The sequence below is a fragment of the Pseudoalteromonas sp. SR45-1 genome (assembly GCF_014163655.1).
GTDB classification, from domain to species: Bacteria; Pseudomonadota; Gammaproteobacteria; order Enterobacterales; family Alteromonadaceae; genus Pseudoalteromonas; species Pseudoalteromonas distincta.
In genome coordinates this window covers 55,038-80,131 of record NZ_JACJDR010000001.1, presented here as the reverse complement: position 1 = coordinate 80,131, position 25,094 = coordinate 55,038, and the positions used below count along the sequence as shown (strand labels likewise).

Sequence of the window (25,094 nt, the reverse complement as noted above, 5' to 3'; positions counted from 1 at the left end):
TATTTGCTCTTATTCTGCTTGTGCTAAAAATTCGCGCACAGAGTGTAAAGTAAAAGGCCAATATAATTTCTCGCCTTTTTCACTTTTTAATACAGGAATAGTAATTTGATACTCAGCAATAAGCTGCTCATCAGTCATAATATCGATTAGTAATAACTCACTGTTGTCATTTAGTACATCAGTGATAAGTTGCTCAGCCTGTTCGCACAAGTGGCAGCCATCAGTATGATATAAAATCCATTTAGCCATGCGTAATTAGCCAGCTATTATGGATTTTTTTATTACGTTTGAAGTCTGGTGATAGCGTTTTATCTGAGATATTAACGGCTTTTAAACCTAAACCAATCAGGCCAACTTCATCCATTACAAAACCACGTTTGTTATTAGAGAAAATCAAAGTACCTGATGGACTTAAGATCTTTTTAACCCACGTTAATAATTTAATGTGATCACTTTGCACATCAAACGCGTCTTTCATACGTTTTGAGTTTGAGAACGTTGGAGGGTCTAAAAATATCAAATCATATTGTGCTGTCGCATGCTCTAACCATTTTAAACAATCTGCTTGTTCAAAACGGTAACGTGTATTACTGATATTGTTTAAATCGAAGTTATCTTGGCCCCATTTTAAATAGGTTTTAGATAAATCAACTGTTGTAATTGCTTTAGCGCCACCAAGTGCAGCATGCACAGAGGCAGTACCTGTGTATGCAAACAAGTTTAAAAAGCGCTTATCTTTCGCATTTTCTTGAATATAACGACGCATTAAACGGTGATCTAAAAACAAACCTGTGTCTAAGTAGTCAAATAAATTAACTTTAAACTTAGCACCAAACTCTTCAACTACCATAGTGCGGTTTTGTTTAGACATGGCCGTATACTGCTCTTCGCCCTTTTGCTTTTTACGCACTTTTACAGCAATATTTTCAGGTGAGATATCAAGTTGTTGCGAAGTCAATGTTATTACGTCTTGCAGGCGTTTTTCTGATGTTTTTTCATCAATTTCTTTAGGCGCTGCATATTCAAAAATAACCGCAGAATCACCGTAAATATCTACAGCAACATTGTACTCAGGGATATCCGCTTCATAAACACGATAAGCGTCTACTTTATTTTGTTTAAGCCAGTTTTTTAAGCCTTGCTTATTCTTTTTCAATCTATTTGCGAATGACGTAGAGCCCTCAAAATTAAGCGCTTTTTTATCATCGGTAGTCAAACTTACTTGCTTATCATCTAATTGATATAAGTTAAGTTCAACATCAAGTGGGCCATTTTTAAACTTATAACGCTTAAGGCGCACAAGTTTTAAAAGTTTAAATAAGCTCTCGTCCATACCTAGTAAGGCAAGTTTCCAATGATTAAAGTGCTTTTTAAAGCCAACACCTAAATTACGGTGTAAATCAACAAGCTCAGCCATAGAACCAATACGTTCACCATAAGGTAAGTTTGAAATTACAACACCCGGTAATTTTGCAACAGCAGTAAGTTTAGTTGCATCGCTTTGCTTAAACTTAATAACATCATCAAGCTCAGCACGTTTGGCATTATCAATCGCTTTATTTAAAACTTGTTCATCGTAATCGTGGCCAATTAACCACAATTTAGGATCGGTAATGTTAGCAAGTAACTCTTCTTTAAGTTCTTTAAACTTAGCGGCTCTAAAACTGGGTAAACGCTCAAAAGCAAAGCCTTCACGAAATAATCCCGGTGCTTCGTTTCGTGCCATCCCAGCCGCTTCGATTAAAATAGTACCCGCACCACAACATGGATCGAATAAAGGTTGTTTTACATTATCAAGCCAACCACTTCGTTTAATTAATGCAGCAGCTAAATGTTCTTTAATTGGTGCTTTACCTTGACCTTGACGGTAACCACGTTCAGACAAACGAGGGCCCGAATAATCAATATACATAGAAACGCCGTAACGATTTAATCGTGCAACAACACGCACATTTGCATCTTGCTTATCAACGTTAGGACGCTGCTCGTATAAATCATTAAAGTAGTCAACAATCGCATCTTTTATTACAAGACCCGAAAATTGTGTGTTTTTTAATGAGTCATTGGTACCGTTGAAGTCGACAGCGAATGTTTGAGTTGGTCCAAACCACTCTTGCCAAGGTTGCGAGCGAGCAAAATTATACAGGCTATTCTTGTCATCTACGCCTTCTTTTTCTTCAATAAGCATAAGCACACGCGTTGCAAAACGACTTGATAAACAAACCTTTTGCGCCAGTAATGAGTCAGCCTCAAAACGAACAGAACCAACAGTTTGCTTAGACACAGTTGCGCCAAGTTCTGTTAGTTCATCAACCAATAAATTTTCGATTCCGATAGAAGTAAGTGCGATAAATTGCAAAGTAATAACCCTTAATAGCTAATTGCGCAGGATTATAACATAGGTTGGGCGACAAACACGCCATAAAGACACGCTTAAGACTTAAATTTGGTTAGGCGGTTTGACTTTGATATTGCTGATTTAGGATGGGGTGTACTCGATTATTCAAAATACGGATTACTTCAAATTGCGCTAAAGATAAATTTTCGTCTAATTTAAAGGTTTCGCTTAAATTTAAGCAAATAGATGCATCAGGGCAATGCTCTACAATTAAAAAATCGCCAGTCTGCGCTTTAGATATTAATTTAACTATTGCTTCTACACTTGGCTCTGTTCCAGTGTATTCTTCAAAAAACCAGCTTTTTGATAAAACGGGTTTTAAGTGATACTTAACAGCGGTTGCATTTAGCGATATTTGACAAATTTGAGCAGCAGACCACAATTCAAACCCATCTAAATAGTTATAAACTTGTTCATAAAATGCAGCATCTTCTAAACTAAAACGTGGATTTTTAAAAACAGAATCGGTGAGTTGTCTTAACTTATAGGGCGTACATAATTGCATGTCGTCATTTAAATCAAGTAATAAACGATTTTTATTAGGACAAGTAATCCACTGCCATTGCTTTGATGCTTGTAACATTTACTCCTCCTTGGGTATGTTGAATAATTATTGCTCACAGTATAACCGCTTTTGACCACTTTTAAAATGCTTGCTTAGAACATTTATCGAACGATCAAAAGCTTAGATAACTGATCCTTATAAGCCGTTAACGATCGACTTTACCAATTGTGGACCTTTGTAGATGAACCCAGTATAAACCTGGACTAAATTTGCGCCTGCATCGAACTTTTCTTTTGCAGATTGCGCATCATCTATTCCGCCAACTCCGATGATTGGTAATTTACCTTGTGTTAAGCGTTTCAATTCACTCACTACCTCTGTAGAACGCATTCTAACAGGGTGACCTGATAAACCGCCGGCTTCTTCTGCATATTGCTGGCCCATAACTGCAGCTCGCTCAAGCGTGGTGTTGGTGGCAATTACACCATCGATTTTATTATTTAAAAGTGATTCACTTACTTGCTGAATTTGAATTTGATCTAGATCCGGTGCAATTTTTACAAGCATAGGCACTTGTTTATTGTGCTTTGCAACTAAATCTAACTGTTCGTTTTTAAGACTTTGCAGTAAATCATCAAGCGCAGCGCCATATTGCAAATCACGCAAGCCAGGTGTATTTGGTGATGAAATATTTACCGTAATATATGAGGCATGTTCAAACACTTTACGCATACAATGAATATAGTCATCTTTACCTTGTTCATTTGGCGTATCTTTATTTTTACCAATATTAATACCGAGTATGCCGCTGTATTTTGCTGCTTTTACATTTGCAACTAAGTTATCAACGCCTTTATTATTAAAACCCATACGGTTAATAATAGCGTTTGATTCTGGCAACCTAAAAATACGAGGTTTATCATTACCAGCTTGAGCACGCGGCGTAATAGTGCCAACTTCAATAAAACCAAAGCCCATTTGGCTGAATGCATCAATACATTCCGCATTTTTATCAAGGCCAGCTGCTAGCCCTACAGGGTTTTTAAATTTCAGACCCAAAAAATCGACTGGCTTATCAGAAATATTTTGCGACCAAGCTAAATTTAAAGGTGTATTGGTAAAACGACGAAGATTATTAAGTGCAAACTCATGCGCCCACTCCGCATCACGGGTAAACATAAAACGGCGAGCTAAATCATAAAACATCAATATAATCCTCTTTTTAAATTTTAGACAAAAAAATACCTCAGACAAGGCTGAGGTATTGTATAACAATTTTAACAATCAGTTATTTATTTACTAAACAATTAACTGATTAAAGCTAAATTATTTTCCTGATGTATCACAATTGTGGCTTAACAACATAAGTTCACGAAGTGCGACCGAGAACTTAGCAAAGTCGTGGCTTTGTGATGTTTTAAACTCAGCCAGCATTTGTTTCCAGCGTTGAAGTAATAAATCTTGGCTATCCATCCACTCGTCTATTTGACTATCAACATCGCTCTCATCACCTTCAAAGCTATTTAATACAACTTCAGATAACGTACGTTGCTGCCAATCAAGCTCTTCTCGATAAGACGAGCGAGCAAGTGCTTGCCAATGATTTGCTACTGGTTGCTTAGTTATTTGCTCTAAGAACCAATGCAGACCCATTCTTGCACCTAGTTTAAAGTAAGTATTGGACACCATCGAAATACTCTTACCTGAACTATTCGCAACTTCTGCTAAATCCATCACAGAGAATAAGCTTGATAAAGAAACAATACGATTAGCTATATCTGTTGGAACGCCCGCGTCAATTAACTTATTGGCCTCAATTACAATACGATCATTTTCTTTTTCAATCATATACGTATTTAAGTTATCGCTTAAATCTTTAAAGGTTGGCGCAAAGAATTCAATTCCTTGTTCAATCGTTTGTGACTTATTACGGTGACGTAAGAACCAACGCGTTGCACGGCGCACAGTACGACGAAGTTGGTAAAGCATTTCAGTTTGAACTGCTGCTGGTATTTTATTATCAAGTGCACTAATAGAAGACCATGTTTCACGCATTTCAAATATTTCGCTAGCAATTGAGTAACACATTGCTATCTCAGCTTCATTAGCACCAGTTTCTTCATGCATACGTACCATGAAGTTTAAACCCATATCGTTAACGATACTGTTAGCAAGTTTAGTTGCAATAATTTCTTTACGAAGTGGGTGGTTGTTCATCGCATCGTTAAACTTCTCACGCAATGGACGTGGGAATGACTTAACAAGCAATTGGCGATAGTAAGGGTTTTCAGTAATTTCATCACTTACTAAAGACTCTTTTAATACCATTTTTGCGTAAGACACTAGCACTGAAAGCTCAGGACGAGTTAAGTCTTTACCTGCAGCGGCGCGTTCTGCCAATTCTTCATCACTTGGAATAAATTCGATAGCACGGTTTAACTTGCCTTCTTTTTCAAGCGCATGAATAAAGCGAATCTTTTCTTTGAGCGTTGAAGTTCCTTTAGACTGCGTAATTGAAATAGTATGTGTTTGACGGTAACAGTCTTTTAATACTAATTCAGAAACTTCATCTGTCATTGAGTAAAGTAGCTCATCACGTTGTTTACGTGTTAGGTCACCTTCAGCGACTAAGCCATTAAGTAAAATCTTAATGTTAACTTCGTTATCTGAACAGGCAACCCCCCCTACGTTATCAATGAAGTCAGTATTAACACGACCACCTTTAGCTGCAAATTCAACACGACCTAATTGCGTTGCACCTAAGTTACCGCCCTCACCTATTATTTTAGCGCCTAAATCTCTACCATTGATACGTAGTGCATCGTTTGCACGATCCCCTACATCGGCATCAGTTTCTTTAGAGTGTTTAATGTATGTACCAATACCGCCATTCCACAGTAAATCAAACTCCATCATTAATGAGGCTTTCATTAACTCATTTGGTGTCATACTAGCTTTTTTAGTGCCCAACATTTTTTTCATTTCTGGGCTAAGCGTAATTGATTTAGCTGCACGAGAGAACACACCGCCACCGGCAGAAATTAGCTCTTTATTGTAATCTTCCCAAGAAGAACGCGGCATATTAAATAAACGTTCGCGCTCAGGGTAAGATGTAGCAGCATCTGGATTAGGGTCAACAAAAATGTGCATATGGTTAAAGGCAACTTGTAGACGAATATGCTTAGATAACAGCATACCATTACCAAATACATCGCCTGCCATATCGCCAATTGCTACTACTGTAAAGTCGGTAGTTTGACAATCAATATCCATTTCACGGAAATGTCGTTTAACTGACTCCCATGCGCCTTTTGCTGTGATACCCATTTTCTTATGGTCATAACCAACCGAGCCACCAGATGCAAATGCATCACCTAGCCAGAAATTGTATTCGTTAGCAATGCCATTTGCGATATCAGAGAAAGTAGCAGTTCCTTTATCCGCTGCAACTACTAGGTAAGCATCATCTTCATCGTGACGAACAACATCGCGCGCTGGTACTATTTCACCACGCTCAATATTATCAGTAATATCTAAAAGACCACGGATAAAGATTTTATAACACTCTTGGCCTTCTTTAATAAACGCTTCACGCTCAGTCGGTAGTTGTTTACATACAAAGCCACCTTTAGAACCTACAGGTACGATTACAGTATTTTTAACTTGTTGTGCTTTAACTAAGCCAAGTACTTCAGTACGGAAGTCTTCACGACGATCTGACCAACGCAGACCACCACGTGCTACTTTGCCGTAACGTAAATGCACACCTTCTACGCGCGGAGAATAAACAAAAATTTCAAACGCAGGTAAAGGAAGTGGTACATCAGGAATTAAGCTAGGTTGTATTTTAAACGACACATAAGACTTAAACTGTCCGGCATCGTCTTTTTGGAAATAGTTAGTACGCAGCGTCGCAACAATCATATCTACGTATAAACGTATAATACGGTCATCATCAAGGTTTGCTACATTTTCAAGCTCTAAATAAATTTGCGTGCTTAGCTTTTCAAGTGTTTTAGCACTTGCAGGGCTTTTAACTGAGAACTTTTTAGCAAACAAGTTAACAATTTGCGCTGCGATATTAGGATAATTTGCAAATGTACTTTCTATGTAGCTTTGTGAGAAAGTTACACCAATTTGACGCATGTACTTAGCGTACGCACGTAAGATAGATGCTTCGCGGCCTGTTAGGCCACCCATTAACACTAAACGGTTAAAACCATCGTTTTCAAGGCGGTTGCCCCAAACATTTGTTAATGCAGCACGAAAACGTGCTGAAATTTTATCAAAATCTGCCATCCCTTTGCTGTCAATAAGCATCGAGAAGTCCATGATCCAGTTGATACGACCATCGCTAGTTTTAACTGAATATGGTGTTTCACCTACAACACGAAGGCCAAAGTTTTCAAGCATTGGCATGACATCAGATAAGTGAATCGGCTCATCTTTATGGAATAAGCTTAATCGTACAATATTGCTGTTTGCTTCTTCTTGAGGACGATAAAACAGCATTTCTAGTTTGTTTTCATCGCTAAGTAGTTCTAACTTTTCAATATCAACAACCGCAGCACTTGGAAGCACTTCATCTTTGTATGAGCGTGCAAACGCGTTACAGTATTTACGATTTAAATCGTTACCACGAGCTTCACCCGCAGACTCTAAAAGAGCAGATTGAAGTTTATCTTCCCACGTACGTGCAGCTTCTACTAAATTGTTTTCGATGTCTTTCACGTTATATTCGATCTTGTTGTCGGTCACACGAACGGTGTAATGAGTACGCGCCAGTGTTGACTCAGAGAAATAAGTAGTAAATTCGACTTTATCGTCAGAATTAAATGCATTAGCTAATATATCTTGCGTTTCACGACGAAGAGCCGTGTTATAACGCTCGCGAGGTACATAAACCATACAAGATAAAAAACGACCATACGCATCTTTACGTACAAACAAGCGACACATATCGCGCTCTTGTACTTGTAACACACCCATAGCAACTTCAAGTAGCTCACCTTCGCGCGCTTGAACTAGCTCATCACGTGGGTAGGTTTCTAAAATATTTAAAACAGCTTTGTAAGCGTGAGTACCTTTAGCAAAATCACACATTTCCATAATGCGATTAATTTTACTTTTTAACACAGGTACATCAGTAGCACTGTTATTGTAAAAGCTTGATGAAAATAAACCGATAAAGCGGTCTTCACCAATTACATTGCCTTCATCGTCAAAACGCTTAATGCCTACATAATCGATGTAAGCTGGACGATGAACACGAGAAACAGAGTTAGTTTTTGTTAAAATCAGTAGGTTGCTGCTACGAGCTTCTTGACGTGCAACTTCAGGTAATTCTGATAATAAGCGAGTGTGTTCTTCAGTCGAGTTTTTCATCAAGCCTAGGCTTGTATCCATTTTACCTTTTAGTTGGTAATCACCTTGAACTGGGCTTAACTCATATTCACGGTAACCCATTAGGGTAAAATTATCTTTAGCTAACCAATCTAAAAACTCAGTTGTTTCTGAAACTTCATCTTTACTTTTATTATGATGACGTTTAGGTAACTCTTTAGTCACTGCAATCAATTTTTTACGGATTGGTTGCCAATCATCAACAGCAACTGACACATCAACAAGCACAGACTCTAATTCTTTTTTGAAAGACTCAATCACAGAAGAATCTGTTTGACGGTCAATTTCAATAAAAAATACTGTTTTAGTAGATGAAGATTCTTGCTCTGCTTTTAAATTTGATAATCCAGAGATTTTAGCGTTTTCATCACGCTTAATTTTTAATGGGCAGTGAAGTAATAAGTGAGAGGCGATATTTTCACGAGTCATGGCCATACGAACAGAATCAACTAAGAACGGCATATCTTTAGTGATAATTTCAACGATTGTATGTGATGACTGCCAGCCATCTTTTGCCACTTCTGGATTGAAAACGCGGATAACTGCGTCGTCAGTAGTATTTTTTTCTAGCGAGTTCCAAAGGCTTAATGCTGCGCCATATAGGTCACTATCGTTGCGGTTTGCCAAATCCTCTTTAGACATATTGCTGTACAAGGCTTTGGCGAATTTCTCAACGAGTAACACATTATCAGCGCGAACTTTTTTCTGGATCAGTTTACAGACATTATCTAGGATAACCGAGGCTTGGCCTTCATTTCGTGTCATTGTATATTCCTTAATCTATTACTGCTAAAAGCAGAATATTTGTACAGCGTATTATTAGCGTGGAGTCAGTTAAATTCTAACCCTTTTACAGCTAATAAACAGCCTTTTCGATGAAAACATTTTAAGCATTTCAGCTATTTGGTCATCTATTCACAAAATATAGATATAAATGGCCATTACTGGCCATTTAGGAGCAAAAGTATTCACATTATTTTTTCTGGTCAGTCCAGAGAAGGCTACCAATTGCGGGTAATAACAACACTGCACCTAACATATTCACTAAAAACATGAAGGTTAATAGTATACCCATATCAACTTGGAATTTAAGATCTGAGAATATCCAAGTGCTCACACCAATAGCTAATGTAATACCAGTAAATAGAACCGCGCTGCCACGCTCAACAAGCGCATTTCGATAAGCAACACTAAGCGGTACGTTTTGCTTAAGCTGCCCCATCATCGACGACAGTATATAAATACCGTAATCAACACCAATACCTACACCTAATGCAATTACAGGTAAAGTAGAAACTGTTAAGCCTATTTCCAGCTGTACCATAAGTGCTTGGGCAAGGGTTGATACAATATAAAGCGGTAATACCACGGCTACTGTTGCTTTTACGCTTCTAAAGCTCATTAAACATAAAATAATAACGGCACCATAAACGTAAAGCATCATGGGTATTTGTGCTTCTGATACAGACTCATTAGTAGCTGCCATTACGCCCACAGGTCCTGACGCTAATTTAAATGCTAGTTTTTCAGTGCCCTCTTCTTGTGCAAATTGCTTAACACTCTTAATTACGGTATCGATAGTTTGTGCTTTATGATCATCTAAGAATATAATCACTGGCATAACTGAACAATCACCGTTAAGTAAGCCTGTACTAGTTTCAACTCGAGACGTTGACTGTACTAAGCTTGCTGAATTTCGTGGCAAACTCTGCCATTTTAAATTGCCTTCGTTGTAGCCCGCGTTAACCGATTGAGCTACAGAGCTCAAACTTACAGCAGACTGCACACCGGCCACATTCTCAACTTTGTATTGAAAACGGCTTATACGCTCCATCACATCATGCTCAGTACATGCTGCAGGATACGCCTCTACAATTACTTTTAAAATATCAGACGAGATAGTGTACTTATCCGAAATTAAAAACGTGTCTTGGTTATAACGGGCATCTTGATGCAGAGATGGCGCGCCTGCGTGTAAGTCACCTATACGCATTTTATCTGCTTGCCAGTAGCCTAGAGCAAATAAAACAAGGGTAAAACCGATAATCATTTTAGCGATTTTAGGATCGGTTGCTTTTACTAAAATGTCTCTAATCTTATCAAGTATATTAGGCTTCTCAGCATCACCAGATTGAATATGTACACTGTTTTCAAAGTTCATGTACGACGCCCAAACTGGCAGCAAAATTAAATTTGTAAATATAATTACTGCCACACCTAAACTCGCTGTAATAGCAAGTTCGCGGATAATACCAATATCAATAGTAAGTAATGTTAAAAAGCCTACGGTATCTGAAAGCAGTGCAATACCACCAGGTATTAATAAAGCCCTGAAACTTGACTGACAACAAATTCGCGTACTTTTTCCTTCACCTACTTTTTTGCCAATCGCATTGATCATCTGCACACCATGGCTTACACCAATAGCAAACACTAAAAACGGCACCAAAATGGACATAGGGTCTAGTCCAAACCCTAAACTTGAAAGCAGGCCTAATTGCCAAATAACGGCAATAATAGAACACGCGATAGGCAAAATAGTTAGCTTTAAACTGCCACAAAATAGCCAAACCATAATAAAGGTAAAGGCGATAGCAATGGCAAAAAATACGACTACCCCTTTTGCGCCTTCAGCTATATCACCAGCCATTTTTGCAAAGCCAATAATATGAATACTTACTTTGTCTGTACTTAAAGGCTCTCTTAAATCACTTTCTAGTTTTTGTGCAAAAGCTAATGTGTCTAATTTTTGTTGTGTTTGGGGATCTGTTTCTAAAAGTTGAGCCGTTACCATTGCACACGAGTAATCGCTGGCAATCATACGCCCTACAACTTTTGCTTTTTCAATGTTTTCCTTTACTACACCTAATCCACGCGTATCAGCTTTAAAGTTTGCAGGAATAATTGGACCACCGGCAAAGCCATCTTCTACTACTTCTACAAAGCGAGCACTAGGTGAAAATATAGAATTCACTAAAGGACGATTTACACCAGGAATAAAATAAAGCTGATCGTGAACCGCTTTTAATTGAGTAAAAAATTCTGGATTAAATATATCTCCGCTGTCGTCACATACTGAAATTAAAATACTGTTTGCACCACCAAACTGTTTTTCATGTTTAGTGTATACCTTCATGTAATCGTGATTTAACGGGATATTTTTATTAAACGATGCATCAAGTTGAATTTGAGTCGCTTTAAATACAAGTAAACAGGTTATAAGTGCAAAACTTATAAGCATAATTAAGCGATGTCTAAAAATCGCCTTTTCAATAAAATCGAGTAACTTATGCATTAAGGGGTTAACTCCTTCACTTTAATGCCATCTTCTGTAGCCATGATCAATCTGTTATCTAAAATTACACCATCAAGAATCGCTTTACCGTCAGCAAGCTGCTCATGGGTGAGTAACCCATCTTGAAGATGAAAAATAACGCCACTATTAGCGAGCATGAGCCATTGTTTGTTATTATAATTAATGATGTTGTTAATCGTCGCTGTTTTAACATTTTCAAAATGCTGCCACTGCTTTTCGCCACTTTGCTTTGCAAAAACATTACCTCGTAGCCCCGCCACAATTTCTTGAGTGCTATCAGAGGCAACTGCAAAGAATGAACCGGGATAAACTTCTTCTATTCTTTGCCAAGTTTGACCATCGTCAATACTTCTGGCCATTAAACCCATTTCACCAACGAGCATTAATCCATTGTCTGTTTTTTCTATGCGATTAAAGTGCGGTAAAATAGAAGCAGTTTCCGCTTCGTATCCTTGTGGGTCATTTTCTTTTAAATCGTTTAAGTAATCACGATCATCACTAAAAAGTAGCGAATCTAAAAAGCGTTTTTGCCAATGTTGACCACCGTCTGTAGTTTGATAAAACATGCCATATGCGCCCACTGCAAAACCTTTTAAGTCATCTTCAAATAAAATATCTAAACATGGTTTGTCTAATTCAGGTAATGCTTGTTGTAGCTGCCAATTAACGCCACCGTCAGTAGTATTTATGATTGTTGCATCGTGGCCACACGCCCATCCATTATTTTCGTTACTAAAATCAACGGCAGTTAAGAGCACTTGAGTTGGAACTAGCTCAGCTTGTTGCCATGAATCACCCGATGTACTTTTAATAACAGTACCGTGTTTACCAACAGCAATTAAGCCATTACCCGTGTTAGTTATATCGGTGAGTAAGGTTTTAGCTGCATTTGTTGCACTGATTGCATAGTTAGGGGCTTCTTGTGCAACACTCGCACCGCTTATTATCAGGCTGGCATATACCAAATACTTCATAAATTTTAATCGCCTTGTACGAGAGAGTTGTTTGTCTTTTTACTAGGGAGTGCGTTGCGCGCTGTAAGACAAACGCGATGAGAAAGGAAAAGGCACTTAACATATTGTTAAGTGCCTAGTTTAATACTATCTACCAGCGCGACGTAAAGCGCTTGAAGTAAATTCGTTATCGTTAAACGACTGTGAAAAATCGTACATTTTTTCTTGGTTATCTAAACCAATTGCTAAATAACGACGAGAATTCAAATCATGATAAACCTCAAGCGTACTCCACTGTGTAGGAACTTCGTAATAGTTAAGGCCATAAGCCATGGCTACACGGTAAAGTTGGTCGCGGTTATCATAAATATCAGTTACCTGTACTTGCCAGCTATCTTCATCAATGTAAAACACACGTTTTTTATAGATATGGCGTGTATCATCTTTTAAGTTAGCTTCAACAACCCAAACACGATGTTTTTCGTAACGTGTATGTTCTGGGTTAATATGGCCAGGCATTAAAATATCATCGTACTCTAGCTTGTCGCTATGAAGTTTATAGCTGTTGTAAGGTATGTATAACTCTTGCTTACCCTTTAGCGTCCAGTTGTAACGATTTGGTGAGCCATTAAACATATCAAAATCATCGGTAGTGCGCAGGCTATCTGCAGCTGTGCCTGGTGCATCATATGCAACATTAGGTGCACGACGAACACGACGTTGCCCCGAGTTATAAGTCCATGCTTGGCGCGGCGTTAATATTTGGTCCATTGTTTCATGAACTAATAATGCAGTACCCGCTAAACGTGCAGGCTCTGTAACGCTTTGTTTAAACTTAAACAAAATGTTTGAGTCTTGTAGCTCTGCTGGTGTAGCGCTTGGGTCTGAGTATTTAACTAATAGCTGCTCATCAAAACCAACATAGTTGTAAGAGCCAGATGCAGTCGGTGCAGCTTGACCACCAAAGCGCTCAATAGACTGGCCACGGTAACGTAATAAGTGATTCCAAATTGCCTCTAAACCTGTTTTAGGAATAGGGAAAGGAATACCTATCGCGGTATTTTTAATACCGTTACCGCCTTCGATTAATTCAGCAGTCGGTGCAAACTTTTTAGTCGCGTCATAAACAAACTGAGGGTACGAAGCTGAGCGGCGTGTTTCATACACTGGCATTTTAAATGTGTCTGGGTATGCTTCAAATAAAGCAATTTGACCCGGACTTAAATTGGCTTTGTACTTTTCAATATTACTTTTATCGATAGTGAAAAGCACTTTATCAGCTGTAAATGGGTCAAGATGATGCATACCAGCTTTATAACCTGCAGGCGCTGTTGTAATTCCATTATTCCACGCTGGAATAGAACCATCAGCATTCGCAGCTTTTTCTGCACCCATTGGCGTTAAGTTTTGGCCTAATTGAGCAACTTCATCAGCGCTTAATTTAGCCAAGGCTGCGCTGCTTGCAAACAAACTACAAAATGCTGTAGCAATGAGGGTAGGTTTTTTAATCATAGTAATGTTACCCCTAAATAGAATATTTTAAGTTAAAAGAAACGTAATCGCGGTCTGAGAATGTATTAACACCGCCACCGCCCCAAAACGAGTTATAGCTCACATCAAGTGACCACGCATTTTGGTAGTTAAAGTTCATCGTAGCACCTAAAGATTTACGATCTTCGATAAATAAGAACATAGGATCTGGTGTATTACCGTTTACGTCATGAGAAAATACAAAACGTGGTGAAAAGTTAATACCTTTGTAAAAGTTGAAGTAATCGCCTTTCGCAATTAGGCGGTAACCCCAAGACGATGCTGTAGCGAATGATTTCTCTTCAGCGCCATTTGATAGACCAAGTTGCAATGTTGAATAATCAGTAGTACCAGGGCCTGTTATTGTGCCACTACGGCCAGTGCCTGATACATTTAAACGCATTTCGTCATAGTCAGGCATATCGTGAATTTTAACTACACCGACTTCACCAACTACAGCCCAACTATCAGCACCTAATGAAGGGCCAAATAAATGCGTTGCTGTAAATTGAATTTGTGATGTGTCGCGTTCAATGTAGCCTTTGGCAACTTCACCTGCACCAACTGAGCTTACCGCATCGCCTATACTCATTTGCGAAATACCCGCAAAATCAGGACGAATACCAGCGACCGCCAATTGCTCAGGCATAGCTGTGTAAAGTAACTCTACGTCATCAATTTGTAGCGGTTCATCTTGGCGAAAAGCAAATTCACCAGCGAAGGCTGTTTCGCCGATAGTCGTATTAAAACTTAAACCATATAACTTAATATCTTCAGGGTACTCGTTTTCAGCTTTAGAAAAAGCAGTTAAATCAGCAACATTATCTGACGTGATTTCTGTTGTCATGATCATCGCTAAATCTTGGGCAATTGCAGCTTGTGAAAAGTTTGATACGCGACCAGATATAAGCGGACGACGGCTATGATAATTCACGTGATAGAGTGCAATTTCAGTATCATTAAATTCAGGTAAAAATACACCTAAACGTAAACCATACTGACCGCCATCTTCAGGCTCTGTTTTACCATTATCCCCTTTACCTTTTAAAGCAACTTTAGTTGGGTATGCAAGATACATTTGAGCTAATAAAGCACTTCCTTCTGCACTTGAAGGATCAATACCTTGCGCTGCTGCGGCTAATGCAAAATCAGATGTTAAGTTATTCAAGCTATCTGTTAAAAAAGCGACATCAATATCAGGATTAGACGTAAAACCTAATTGAACATTCTGCTGATAACCATTTTCTGCTGCAAAGTCATTAGTCGAAAAATACGTACCAGCTGCTGGTAAACGCGTTTCTTGCCATTGGTATTGGTAGAAACCTTCAAGGGTAATGTTGTCAGTAATGCCAAGCGATGCCCAAAGCATGCCTACAGGTATGAATGCTTCTTTAAGCTCAGCACCTGGCGCTTTCAATCGGTCAATATCAACTGGGTTTACGTTAATACCATGAGATATAAGTGTACTCTCACCCCAGTTAACTACTTGTTGACCTAAACGGACAGATAAAGGGTTATTACCATCATTTAAATCAAAATCAGCCCACACAAACGCATCTAATAAACGAATATCTGCACAGCTTTGCGCTTTAGTGTCTTTATCATCACACGGATCAACCCCCTGCCCTGATGTAGGATTTGAATATGCATGATAGCCATCCATCAACGCAAAGTCATAAAAATACATGAAGCGAGTGAACAAACCGTAGTTATCTTTATTTATTGAAAGGTCGTGTGTTCCCTTCAAAAGTTTTGAAAATGAGTCACCACTGTCAAAATTTAAATTACCAGCATCACCATTATTTGAATAAGAGCCAGGTTGAGCCCATACATCTTGAGATGAGTAAATAGTGTTGTTTAGCGCAGGGTTGTAACCTGTCCAATCAAATGCCGGATTGTTACTTTTACCAATTAGGCTAAAGTCTCTGTCTTCTACGCGAACACTTTGCCCATATGAAAAGGTTGAATCGAAGGTAATGTCAAAACCTCCAGCTTCAAATGTTACAGCTTGTGTACTTGCTGCAGATAAACCTAAGCTAGCGGCTGCTATACCTATAGCGATTCTATTTTTAACAAAAAGCGATCTTCTTATCATTTTGGTTCCCCCCTGTCGCGGGTCATTTTGTGTGATCAAGTTATTGTTTTTAGTGTAATCATAACGATAGAAGCGAATCAGTGAAATTACAAATACTCGCTCTAATCTTCCGTATACTTTATATTTTGGTTGACGCTTACGTATTGGTAAGACGTCGTACCAGATAATTTATACACGTAATTTAACAATAGGACAAATTGAAATTAACAAAAATACAATATTTTTATGTATATATAACATAAAAACCGAGTGTCAGGCCACTCGCTCTAGGCGGATAAACTTGTTTTCGGGGGTTAATAAGAGTCTAAAACGGCCACGTACACCTAAACTTGAAATGAAGGGCCTCAAATGTGTAGCAGCAAAACGAATCGTTTTACCGCCATCTTCTACAACTTGTAAAGAGCTAAAACGGCCATGGTAGTAATCCATGCACTCGTTATAGCTCAATCTTAAGGTAAAATAATACTCAATCATTTATGCGAGCGCTTTTTCAACCTTTTCATACAAATCAGCACTTAGTCCATCTAGATTAGCTAAGCGTTGTAATTGCAGTTTCATTGCTTGAGAGCGAACATCATCGTAACGCTTCCATGACATGAACGGTGTTAGCATACGAGACGCATTTTGTGGATTAATTGCATTAAGTTTTATTAACAAGTCACCTAATAACGTATAGCCTTGGGCATCTGAGCGATGAAATTGTGCTGTATTAAAGTGACTAAAGCTTCCTACAAGTGCACGGACACGGTTCGGGTTTGAAAAATCAAAACACGGATGTTCGTAAAGTGCCTTAATATTATCTATAGCTTTATTGCCTGACTGCATAGCTTGCAGTGCAAACCACTTATCCATCACTAAAACATCATGGCGCCATTGACTATCAAAATGACTCAAAAGCTCATCTTGTATAGGGTGGGATGCTTTTACCACTGCGCTTAGTGCACCAAGTACATTGGTCATATTAGTCGAACTTGCGGCTTCTTTAATAAAGCTTACAGCCTCTGGCTTTTGAGTTTTAGCCAAATAATGCAAGCATGTTTGTTTTAAAGCGCGCTTAGCAACGGAGCTTGCACTTATACTGCCATCATCTTCAAGAGATTCGTAACAAGCAAGCAGTTCATCAGCAAGTTCGTCAGCAATTTGTTGCTCATACTTTTCTGTTATTTCAATAATCTCATCTACAGGTATTACTTCAAATTCAGCGGCGAATGTATCAAAACTTGGCAGTTTAAACAGCTCTGCAATTAAAGCTAAATCGCCCTCTTTGGTGTTTATAAGTACACGTAGCGCATTTATAGTTTCACTGCTTAACACGCTATTAGTTGTGTCGGTAATCTGAGATTTAATCGCTTTAATAAATAGCTGCTGTTGTGCATCCCAACGTGAAAAATCACTGCGTGCAAAACGCATAATATGTAATAGTTCGGGCTCTGTTGTTTGCTGATTTAAAATACAAGGTGCAGAAAAATCTTCGAGTAAAACCGCAACGGGCTTTTCTAAGATATTATCAAAGCTAAATGTTTGAGTCGTACTTGTTACATCAAGCACATGATCTAGTTTTTTACCTTTGTATTGCAGAGCAATACTTTCCCCATTCGCATCAAGTAGTTCAATAGCAAAAGGTATATGAAGTGGTTTATTGTCTGGCTGATTGTCCGGTGCTGCTTGTTCTATTGTTAATGTATACGTATTTGAACTGCTATCAAAATGTTGTATTGCATTTAAGCGCGGGGTACCCGATTGGCTATACCACAGCTTAAACTGCTCTAAATTAACACCTGATGCATCGCTCATTGCACTGACAAAGTCATCACATGTTACTGCTTGCCCATCGTGGCGCTCAAAGTAAAGTGTCATCCCTTTTTGAAAATTAGTTTCACCCAGTAACGTGTGCATCATACGGATAACTTCAGCACCTTTATCGTATACTGTTACAGTATAAAAGTTATTCATTTCAATAACTTTTTCAGGACGAATTGGATGCGCCATAGGGCCTGCATCTTCGCTAAACTGATGCGTACGCATTACTTTAACTGCATCAATTCGGTTAAGTGCACGAGAACCTAAATCACTACTAAACTCTTGGTCTCTAAATACAGTTAATCCTTCTTTTAGCGATAATTGAAACCAATCTCTACAAGTAACTCGGTTACCTGTCCAGTTATGAAAATATTCGTGCCCTACAATGGATTCAATCGTATGGTAGTCTTTGTCTGTCGCTGTTTCTTGATTGGCTAATACACATTTACTATTAAAAACGTTTAGCCCTTTATTTTCCATCGCGCCCATGTTGAAAAAATCGACGGCTACAATCATATAAATATCAAGGTCATACTCTAAATTAAAGCGTTCTTCATCCCATTGCATTGCTTTTTTAAGTGAAGCAATAGCATGAGGTGTTTTAGATAAATTACCCTTATCAACAAATAATGCTAACTCTACGTCTTTACCGCTTTTAGTCGTGTAGGTATCTTTCAAAACATCAAAATCGCCCGCTACAAGTGCAAATAAATAGCTCGGCTTTTTAAATGGGTCTTGCCATTTCACAAAATGACGACCATCTGATGTTTCACCGCTATCTACTTGATTACCATTAGAAAGAAGTTGTAGATACTTTTTATCCGCAATAATAGTTACATCAAACGTGGCAAGTACGTCAGGGCGATCCATGTAATAGGTGATTTTTCTAAACCCCTGCGCTTCGCACTGTGTGCAATACGCACCGCCCGATAAATATAAACCTTCTAAAGAAGTATTCGTCTCAGGTGATATCTCGGTCACAATACTTAATTGGCAACTATCCGGTAGGTTATTAATTATTAGCTGCTCACCAACAATTTCATAATCCGTTATATCAACTGTATCAACAGATAAAGACAGTAAACGCAAATCAATACCATCAAGCACTAAAGGTGCTTTTTTATCACCAACTCGGGTAAGTGTTAGTAAAGAGCTTACTTTGGTTGATAAAGGCTGTAAGTCAAATGTTAGCTCTGTGTGGTCAATTAGAAAGTCAGGAGCTTTATAGTCTTTAAGATATTGTGCTTGGGGTTTACTTGATTCAGTCATAGATACTCCAAAGCAGCTCCTTTTAAGTTAAAAGGAGCTGCTTAAAATTAGGCAAATTGTTTTGGCTTAATACGTAAAATTTTAATGCCTAAGTAGGCATAAACAACCGCTAAAACAGGGTTAATTAAGTTAAAGAAAGCGTAGAGTGCATAATCAAAAGGGTTTATAAGTAAAACGCTTTGCATGTATGCGCCACACGTATTCCATGGAATTAGTGGGCTAGTAATTGTACCGCCATCTTCCAATGTACGAGATAAGTTAACAGGCTTCAAACCACGTTTTTCGTATTCATCTTTAAACATACGTCCCGGTACAACAATCGCTATATATTGATCGGCCGCTATTACGTTAGTTCCTATACACGTAGCTATTGTCGCCGCAATTAACGACCCCGTGCTTTTAGCTATTTTAAGTATGCTTTTTACAAAAATATCCAAAAGACCTGTTTTTTCCATAATGGCACCAAACATCAGTGCAGTCATAATCAGCCATGTAGTTGTAAGCATACCGGCCATACCGCCACCGCTGAGTAAGGAATCCATCTTATCATCGCCGGTACTTATGCTAAAACCATCAAAGAAAGTAGTCCAAACAAGTTTAAAGTAGCCAACTAGCTGTCCTTGAGAAACATCAATTTGGCTAGCAATTAGATCAGACTGAAACAACATAGCCCAAACAGCGCCCACAACAGCACCAATTGAGATAGCAGGAAATGCTGGCATTTTTTTAATAGCTAAAACTAAAAGTACGATTAACGGGATCAGCATTTCAAAACCAATATTAAAGTTTTGCTGTAAAATAGCCGTTATTTCATCAATGCGCCCTGCTTCGCTTGAAGCTGTTGCATTAAACCCCATGAATATAAATATAATCAGTGCAATTACAAAACTTGGTACTGTCGTCCACAGCATATGTTGAATATGCTCAAACAAATCAGCGCCAACAACTGCTGGTGCCAGATTGGTTGTTTCTGACAGCGGGCTTAGCTTATCACCAAAGTATGCACCAGATATAACTGCACCTGCGGTTACTGTTTGCTCAAGTCCAAGACCCGTAGCAACACCCAATAAAGCAACACCTATCGTAGCAGCCGTGGTCCAAGAACTACCAATACTCATTGCTACAATGCCACAAATTAAACAACTCGCTGCATAAAACCAACTTGGATTTATAACTTGTAAGCCATAATAAATTAAAGTTGGTACAGTCCCAGAAAGTAGCCAAGTACCAATTAATGCACCTACCATAAGTAAAATTAAAATAGCACCAAGTGAAAGCGTTATGCCTTCGATCATAGCTTGTTCTAATTTTTTCCATGTGTAACCGTTTTTAAGACCAATTAAAGCCGCTGCAAAAGTGGCAAATAAAAGTGCTATTTGGTTAGGACCGGATGAAGAGTTGTCACCGAATAAGTATACAGCCGCGCCAAGTAAACAGATTAATACAGAGATAGGAATTAATGCATCAAAAAACGAGGCAGGTTTGATTGGTTTATCTTCCAATGGCTTCAAAATAGAGACTCCTACACACACTTGCTGTGTGTTTAATTATTATTTTTAGCACGTAAAGCGCATTAATTGAGCGTCATTAATCCAGCTCAACTTTATGTAATCGAAGATTATAACAATTTAGTAAATTTTAGGTAGTAAAAAAGGCGCCAATGCGCCTTTTTTACAGAGGTAAAACCAGTTATTACTTTTTAGCTATACGACCATAATTTATATAATCTTGAGTAATTAATGCAGCCTCTTCCAAAAATGGGTCAAGCTCTTCGATTACTTCTGGTATATCGTCTAAGTTTTCTACCGGATCTTTACCTAAACGCTTAAGACGTTCGTTAGTACGTACAAGTGCACGTGCTTCACCTTCATCTTTTTCTTTAATACGGTCTGCTTCAACTAAAGAGATAGTTTTACGGTCTTTCTCTTCGTTGTATAAGGTAATGTCATTAAATACATAACCAAATTCTGGCTCTGATTTAATTCGTACTTCGTGTTGTTTTTCAAGGTACGTAATAATAGGGGTTAAATTACCTAGTTTTTTATATTTCGCTTTAACAATGCTGTCCCAAGGAAGTGCATTATCTTGCTTACTTTCGCCCCACTGTGCAGGATCAATTGCTGATGGAAACGAAATATCTGGGATAACACCTTTATGTTGCGTGCTACCACCGTTAATACGATAAAACTTAGCAATAGTATACTGTACACTGCCTAGCGCATTATCGTATAGGTCATAAGCACGGCCTAAGCCTTTGTGCTGCTGTACAGTACCCTTACCAAATGTTTGCTCACCAATAATTACAGCGCGACCGTAATCTTGCATTGCTGCTGCGAATATTTCAGAAGCAGATGCACTGTAACGATCAACTAACACAGTTAAAGGGCCGTCATAGTAAGTTATACCATCACGATCTTTTTGCTCTTCTATACGGTTATTTAAGGTATGAATTTGAACAACTGGGCCCTGGTCAAAAAATAAACCTGACAATTGTGTTGCTTCATATAATGAACCACCACCATTTTGGCGCAAGTCGATAATAATACCATCAACCTTTTCTTCTTTAAGCTTAGCAAGTTCTACTTTTACATCTTTCGAAAGATTATTGTAAAAGCCAGGAATTTCAATCACCCCAATTTTACTTGTTAAATCAGAATATTTTGCTTCAAATACTTCTGATTTAGCCGCTCTATCTTCAAGTCGAATTTTATCGCGAGTAATTTCTACAACTTTCGGAGCGCCGTGAGCATCAACACCTTTTAAATACTGTAGACGTACTTTAGTCCCTTTAGGACCTTTAATTAAATCAACTACGTCATCTAAACGCCAGCCAATTACATCTACAAACTCTTCGCCATCTTGAGCAACACCAATAATGCGATCATCAGCTTTAATTTGATCTGTTTTATCTGCAGGGCCTCCCGGCACTAAGCTGCGAATAACAGTGTAATCTTCATCAGGGCTTAATACGGCACCAATGCCCTCAAGCTCTAAGTCCATATCCATTTTGAATTGCTCTGCACGACGTGGCGATAAATAAGACGTATGCGCCTCAATACTGCGTGCTAGCGAATTCATAACAATTTGAAAAGCATCTTCTGAATTTGATTGTACTAAACGTTTTTCTGCATTTTTGTAGCGTTTGGTCAGCACCTCTTTAATGCCTTCCCAATCTTTACCCGTCATTTTTAAACGCAGTGCGTCGTACTTTACACGCTCACGCCAAATTTCATCAAGCTCAGCTTGTGACGCAGGCCATGCTGAATCTTCACGGTCAAAAAAGTATTCATCTTCTTTATCAAACGTCATCTCTTTTTCAAGCAGAGTAAGTGAATACTCGTAACGTTCAAAACGGCGTTTAAGACTTAAGTTAAAAATATCAAACGTAAAGTCTAATTTACCGGTAGTAATAGCGTTATCAAAGTCATCACGATATTGCTCAAATGAGGCTATATCGCTGGCTAAGAAAACGCTTTTATTAAAATCAAGGGATTCGATATAACGATCGTACACTTTACTAGAAAGCTCATCGTTAAATTGAACCGGTGTATAGTGTGAACGAGCAAATAAGCTAGCCACTCGTTTGCTAGCAGTACCATGTTGACTCTCTTGCTTGAGCTGGGGTAAATCGTCAATAGTGACGGCTTCTACAGCAGCAAATAATGAACCTGAAAACAGGGCAGCAACTAACGGAATGAGCGTAAACTTTTTACTCATACACAACTCCTTAATTTATTTACAACTTAAACAACGTATAAGCTGTCAGCTTTGGTTTTAACTTGCATACCTGTTACTAACTCAACATGAACATCATCTTTGTTCACTTCAGTTATTACTGCATTTACAAGTGCTTGGCCAAGTTTAACCTTAACCTTATTATTAACCTTGACCTCAGTTGCTGGCAAAGGTTCAATTTTTCCTGAACGCTTAGCCGGCGCTGCTTTAGCAGGTTTGTTAGCTGCAGGAGCGTTTTTATCGCCTGGTTTGCTAGCATGAGCTGGTTTTTTCTTGAAAGATTTAGAATCAGAATCTTGGCGAGGACGCTGTTGTTTTTTGCGTTTAGCCATTTTAGCGCGGCTTTCTTCCAATGCTTTTTGTGCATGGTCGATATGCTCTTGCTCAACTTTTTCACCTTGATTACCATCAAGATCAATACGAAACTCTGACTTGGTCACAGCTTCTAAATAACGCCAGTTAGACGTGTATTTTCTAAGCGCTTGACGAACTTGAGTCTTACTTACTTTTTCAGACCCTTCAATACGCTCAGCAATATCTTTAAAAATACCTACTTTAAGCGGCTTGATGCCATCTTTTTGTTTAAAACATTGTGGGAATTCTTGATATAAAAATTCCAACACTTCATTAATATCTTTTAGCTTGTTTGTGGTTTCCATTTTAGAACCTATTTTTCACATCTTTTCATCAAGGGACGAATCGACGTAGTGTGTTACCCAGTCGACCAACTCTTCGAAATCGGCTTCTATAACAGCCATATCACCTCGAAGGTGTTCCCAAATACCATTTATTGTTTCATCAATAAATTCACATTCTGAATCATCTGGAAGACGATCCCATGCAATATGAATCAAATCATTGAGCGTTTCCGCTACATGTTCTTCTTCGCCTTCCCAATCGCCGACATCTTGTACAGCAAATAGGTAGTCTTGAACATTTAGCAAATCTTTCATTACAAGCTCGCCTCTAAGCATTTTACTAATGCTTCTAGACCGGCTTTATCGTCAGCATCAAATCGACCAATACTCGGACTATCAATGTCTAGTACAGCAAATACTTTACCATGTTTCATGATAGGTACAACTACTTCAGAATTAGACGCTGCATCACAGGCTATGTGGCCTTCAAAAGCGTGAACATCTTCAATTAATTGTGTTTCTACGGTTGCCGCAGCAGTTCCGCATACACCCTTTCCTACTGGAATACGAATGCATGCAGGGTTACCTTGAAACGGGCCAAGTACTAATTCAGTAGGAGAATCCATAAAGTAAAAGCCCGCCCAATTTACATCCTCTAAAGAGGTAAATAACAGCGCGCTTATGTTTGCCATATTGGCAATTACATTGGATTCACCAGCTATCAGCGATTCAGTTTGCTTAACTAATGACTGGTAAAAATCGTGCTTTTGCATACCAAACTACTTCTTATTAAACATACAGTAGCTAAAGGTACTCTTTGTCGTGAAAAATTGGAACCTTTTGGAGGTAAAAAAAAGGAAATCACACCGTTTATCAGTGCGCTTGGTTAATAATGCTGCGATTATTTTTTTGCCGTTTTACGAAGACCAAACAAAAACAGCCCTGCAGCGAATGCTGACATTACACTATTGATCAAAAATATCTCGCCAGTTGTGGCACTTAATAAGTAACTAAATATCGCTCCGCCTAGTAATCCAAGAGTTAATACCCCTGAATAATTAACTTTAGAATACTTAAACATGAGTAAATACCCAGGCACAACAAAAGCAGCCATTGTTAAGCCTACTATGTGTGCATTTGATATAGCAGTCATTAATAAGGTAAGAAATATTGATACAAACTCGCCTTCAAGCGTAAGTGAGTAATAAACACCAAGTAAACTGCCTACAATAACAGGCGATAATAACGAAAGCCCTACGCTTTTTGCTAGCTGATGTTTCATTTAAAATCCTTAATACACAAATCTAAATTCTATGTATAAAGCATGCACCAAGATCTAAAGGTTAGAAACAGAGACTATGGTCGTAATTTATGATTAAAAATAAACCTTATTGCAGTTTGAGCCTATTCCTTTATTAATAGGCTCATAAGTTTGGGTTACACTTATCAAAA

At 38.4% G+C, this 25,094-nt stretch carries 17 protein-coding genes; all 17 read right to left on the bottom strand.

Translation table 11 applies throughout. From position 1 onward, the window contains the following. Positions 1-9 precede the first annotated feature (9 nt). The 17 genes from H5089_RS00360 to H5089_RS00280 all read right to left on the bottom strand — a co-directional run bounded on the left by H5089_RS00360 (position 10) and on the right by H5089_RS00280 (position 24,924). Entirely contained in the window at positions 10-249 is a 240-nt protein-coding gene (locus H5089_RS00360) for a glutaredoxin family protein (protein ID WP_002961779.1), read from the bottom strand. Beyond that, complete coding sequence (gene rlmKL / locus H5089_RS00355; protein ID WP_138489126.1) at positions 242-2,359, bottom strand: bifunctional 23S rRNA (guanine(2069)-N(7))-methyltransferase RlmK/23S rRNA (guanine(2445)-N(2))-methyltransferase RlmL; 2,118 nt, start codon at positions 2,357-2,359, stop codon at positions 242-244. The genes H5089_RS00360 and rlmKL overlap by 8 nt, the downstream gene beginning before the upstream one ends. Positions 2,360-2,450: 91 nt before the next feature. Further along, a complete protein-coding gene (locus H5089_RS00350; protein WP_002961896.1) occupies positions 2,451-2,981 on the bottom strand; it encodes a cell division protein ZapC in 531 nt (176 codons plus the stop codon). A 117-nt stretch (positions 2,982-3,098) separates the two neighbouring features. Next, complete coding sequence (gene pyrD / locus H5089_RS00345) at positions 3,099-4,109, bottom strand: quinone-dependent dihydroorotate dehydrogenase (RefSeq protein ID WP_039488000.1); 1,011 nt, start codon at positions 4,107-4,109, stop codon at positions 3,099-3,101. A 120-nt stretch (positions 4,110-4,229) separates the two neighbouring features. Further along, on the bottom strand, positions 4,230-9,071 hold the full coding sequence (locus H5089_RS00340; RefSeq protein WP_002961899.1) for an NAD-glutamate dehydrogenase: 4,842 nt from the start codon (positions 9,069-9,071) through the stop codon (positions 4,230-4,232). Between the two features lie 208 nt (positions 9,072-9,279). Then, positions 9,280-11,601, bottom strand: a complete 2,322-nt coding sequence (locus H5089_RS00335; RefSeq protein WP_182711197.1) for an RND family transporter — start codon at positions 11,599-11,601, stop codon at positions 9,280-9,282. Next, positions 11,601-12,596, bottom strand: coding sequence for a YCF48-related protein (locus H5089_RS00330; protein ID WP_182674347.1), 996 nt, complete (start codon positions 12,594-12,596; stop codon positions 11,601-11,603). Before H5089_RS00330 ends, H5089_RS00335 begins: the two co-directional genes overlap by 1 nt. Before the next feature lie 126 nt (positions 12,597-12,722). After that, a complete protein-coding gene (locus tag H5089_RS00325; RefSeq protein ID WP_182681437.1) occupies positions 12,723-14,087 on the bottom strand; it encodes a DUF1329 domain-containing protein in 1,365 nt (454 codons plus the stop codon). 13 nt (positions 14,088-14,100) lie between these two features. Further along, positions 14,101-16,200 carry a DUF1302 domain-containing protein gene (locus tag H5089_RS00320; RefSeq protein ID WP_182674349.1) on the bottom strand — a complete coding sequence of 700 codons (2,100 nt, stop codon included), beginning with the start codon at positions 16,198-16,200 and terminating at the stop codon, positions 14,101-14,103. Positions 16,201-16,452: 252 nt separating this feature from the next. Next, positions 16,453-16,674 (bottom strand): DUF2835 family protein, encoded by a 222-nt coding sequence (locus tag H5089_RS00315; RefSeq protein ID WP_010552655.1) that lies wholly within the window; start codon positions 16,672-16,674, stop codon positions 16,453-16,455. After that, a complete protein-coding gene (gene pepN / locus H5089_RS00310) occupies positions 16,675-19,269 on the bottom strand; it encodes an aminopeptidase N (RefSeq protein WP_182711196.1) in 2,595 nt (864 codons plus the stop codon). A gap of 47 nt (positions 19,270-19,316) precedes the next feature. After that, positions 19,317-20,780: a Na+/H+ antiporter NhaC gene (nhaC, locus tag H5089_RS00305; protein WP_182711195.1), complete on the bottom strand. Its 1,464-nt coding sequence runs from the start codon at positions 20,778-20,780 to the stop codon at positions 19,317-19,319. Between the two features lie 181 nt (positions 20,781-20,961). Further along, positions 20,962-22,986, bottom strand: coding sequence for a carboxy terminal-processing peptidase (prc, locus tag H5089_RS00300; RefSeq protein WP_165723491.1), 2,025 nt, complete (start codon positions 22,984-22,986; stop codon positions 20,962-20,964). A gap of 26 nt (positions 22,987-23,012) precedes the next feature. Further along, positions 23,013-23,663 carry an RNA chaperone ProQ gene (gene proQ / locus H5089_RS00295; RefSeq protein WP_182711194.1) on the bottom strand — a complete coding sequence of 217 codons (651 nt, stop codon included), beginning with the start codon at positions 23,661-23,663 and terminating at the stop codon, positions 23,013-23,015. A 15-nt stretch (positions 23,664-23,678) separates the two neighbouring features. Then, on the bottom strand, positions 23,679-23,957 hold the full coding sequence (locus H5089_RS00290; protein ID WP_002961910.1) for a hypothetical protein: 279 nt from the start codon (positions 23,955-23,957) through the stop codon (positions 23,679-23,681). Further along, the gene (locus H5089_RS00285; RefSeq protein WP_165723492.1) at positions 23,957-24,415 is read right to left on the bottom strand and encodes a GAF domain-containing protein; all 459 of its coding nucleotides are present in this window, start codon (positions 24,413-24,415) and stop codon (positions 23,957-23,959) included. The genes H5089_RS00290 and H5089_RS00285 overlap by 1 nt, the downstream gene beginning before the upstream one ends. A gap of 128 nt (positions 24,416-24,543) precedes the next feature. Then, the gene (locus H5089_RS00280; RefSeq protein WP_002961912.1) at positions 24,544-24,924 is read right to left on the bottom strand and encodes a hypothetical protein; all 381 of its coding nucleotides are present in this window, start codon (positions 24,922-24,924) and stop codon (positions 24,544-24,546) included. Positions 24,925-25,094: the final 170 nt, after the last annotated feature.

Excerpts from the sequence above, each read along its gene's own strand:
- H5089_RS00360 (WP_002961779.1), bottom strand. The coding sequence starts at position 249 with ATGGCTAAATGGATTTTATATCATACTGATGGCTGCCACTTGTGCGAA.
- H5089_RS00350 (WP_002961896.1), bottom strand. The coding sequence starts at position 2,981 with ATGTTACAAGCATCAAAGCAATGGCAGTGGATTACTTGTCCTAATAAA.
- pyrD (WP_039488000.1), bottom strand. The coding sequence starts at position 4,109 with ATGTTTTATGATTTAGCTCGCCGTTTTATGTTTACCCGTGATGCGGAG.
- H5089_RS00340 (WP_002961899.1), bottom strand. The coding sequence starts at position 9,071 with ATGACACGAAATGAAGGCCAAGCCTCGGTTATCCTAGATAATGTCTGT.
- H5089_RS00335 (WP_182711197.1), bottom strand. The coding sequence starts at position 11,601 with ATGCATAAGTTACTCGATTTTATTGAAAAGGCGATTTTTAGACATCGC.
- H5089_RS00330 (WP_182674347.1), bottom strand. The coding sequence starts at position 12,596 with ATGAAGTATTTGGTATATGCCAGCCTGATAATAAGCGGTGCGAGTGTT.
- H5089_RS00325 (WP_182681437.1), bottom strand. The coding sequence starts at position 14,087 with ATGATTAAAAAACCTACCCTCATTGCTACAGCATTTTGTAGTTTGTTT.
- H5089_RS00320 (WP_182674349.1), bottom strand. The coding sequence starts at position 16,200 with ATGATAAGAAGATCGCTTTTTGTTAAAAATAGAATCGCTATAGGTATA.
- H5089_RS00315 (WP_010552655.1), bottom strand. The coding sequence starts at position 16,674 with ATGATTGAGTATTATTTTACCTTAAGATTGAGCTATAACGAGTGCATG.
- pepN (WP_182711196.1), bottom strand. The coding sequence starts at position 19,269 with ATGACTGAATCAAGTAAACCCCAAGCACAATATCTTAAAGACTATAAA.
- prc (WP_165723491.1), bottom strand. The coding sequence starts at position 22,986 with ATGAGTAAAAAGTTTACGCTCATTCCGTTAGTTGCTGCCCTGTTTTCA.
- proQ (WP_182711194.1), bottom strand. The coding sequence starts at position 23,663 with ATGGAAACCACAAACAAGCTAAAAGATATTAATGAAGTGTTGGAATTT.
- H5089_RS00290 (WP_002961910.1), bottom strand. The coding sequence starts at position 23,957 with ATGAAAGATTTGCTAAATGTTCAAGACTACCTATTTGCTGTACAAGAT.
- H5089_RS00285 (WP_165723492.1), bottom strand. The coding sequence starts at position 24,415 with ATGCAAAAGCACGATTTTTACCAGTCATTAGTTAAGCAAACTGAATCG.
- H5089_RS00280 (WP_002961912.1), bottom strand. The coding sequence starts at position 24,924 with ATGAAACATCAGCTAGCAAAAAGCGTAGGGCTTTCGTTATTATCGCCT.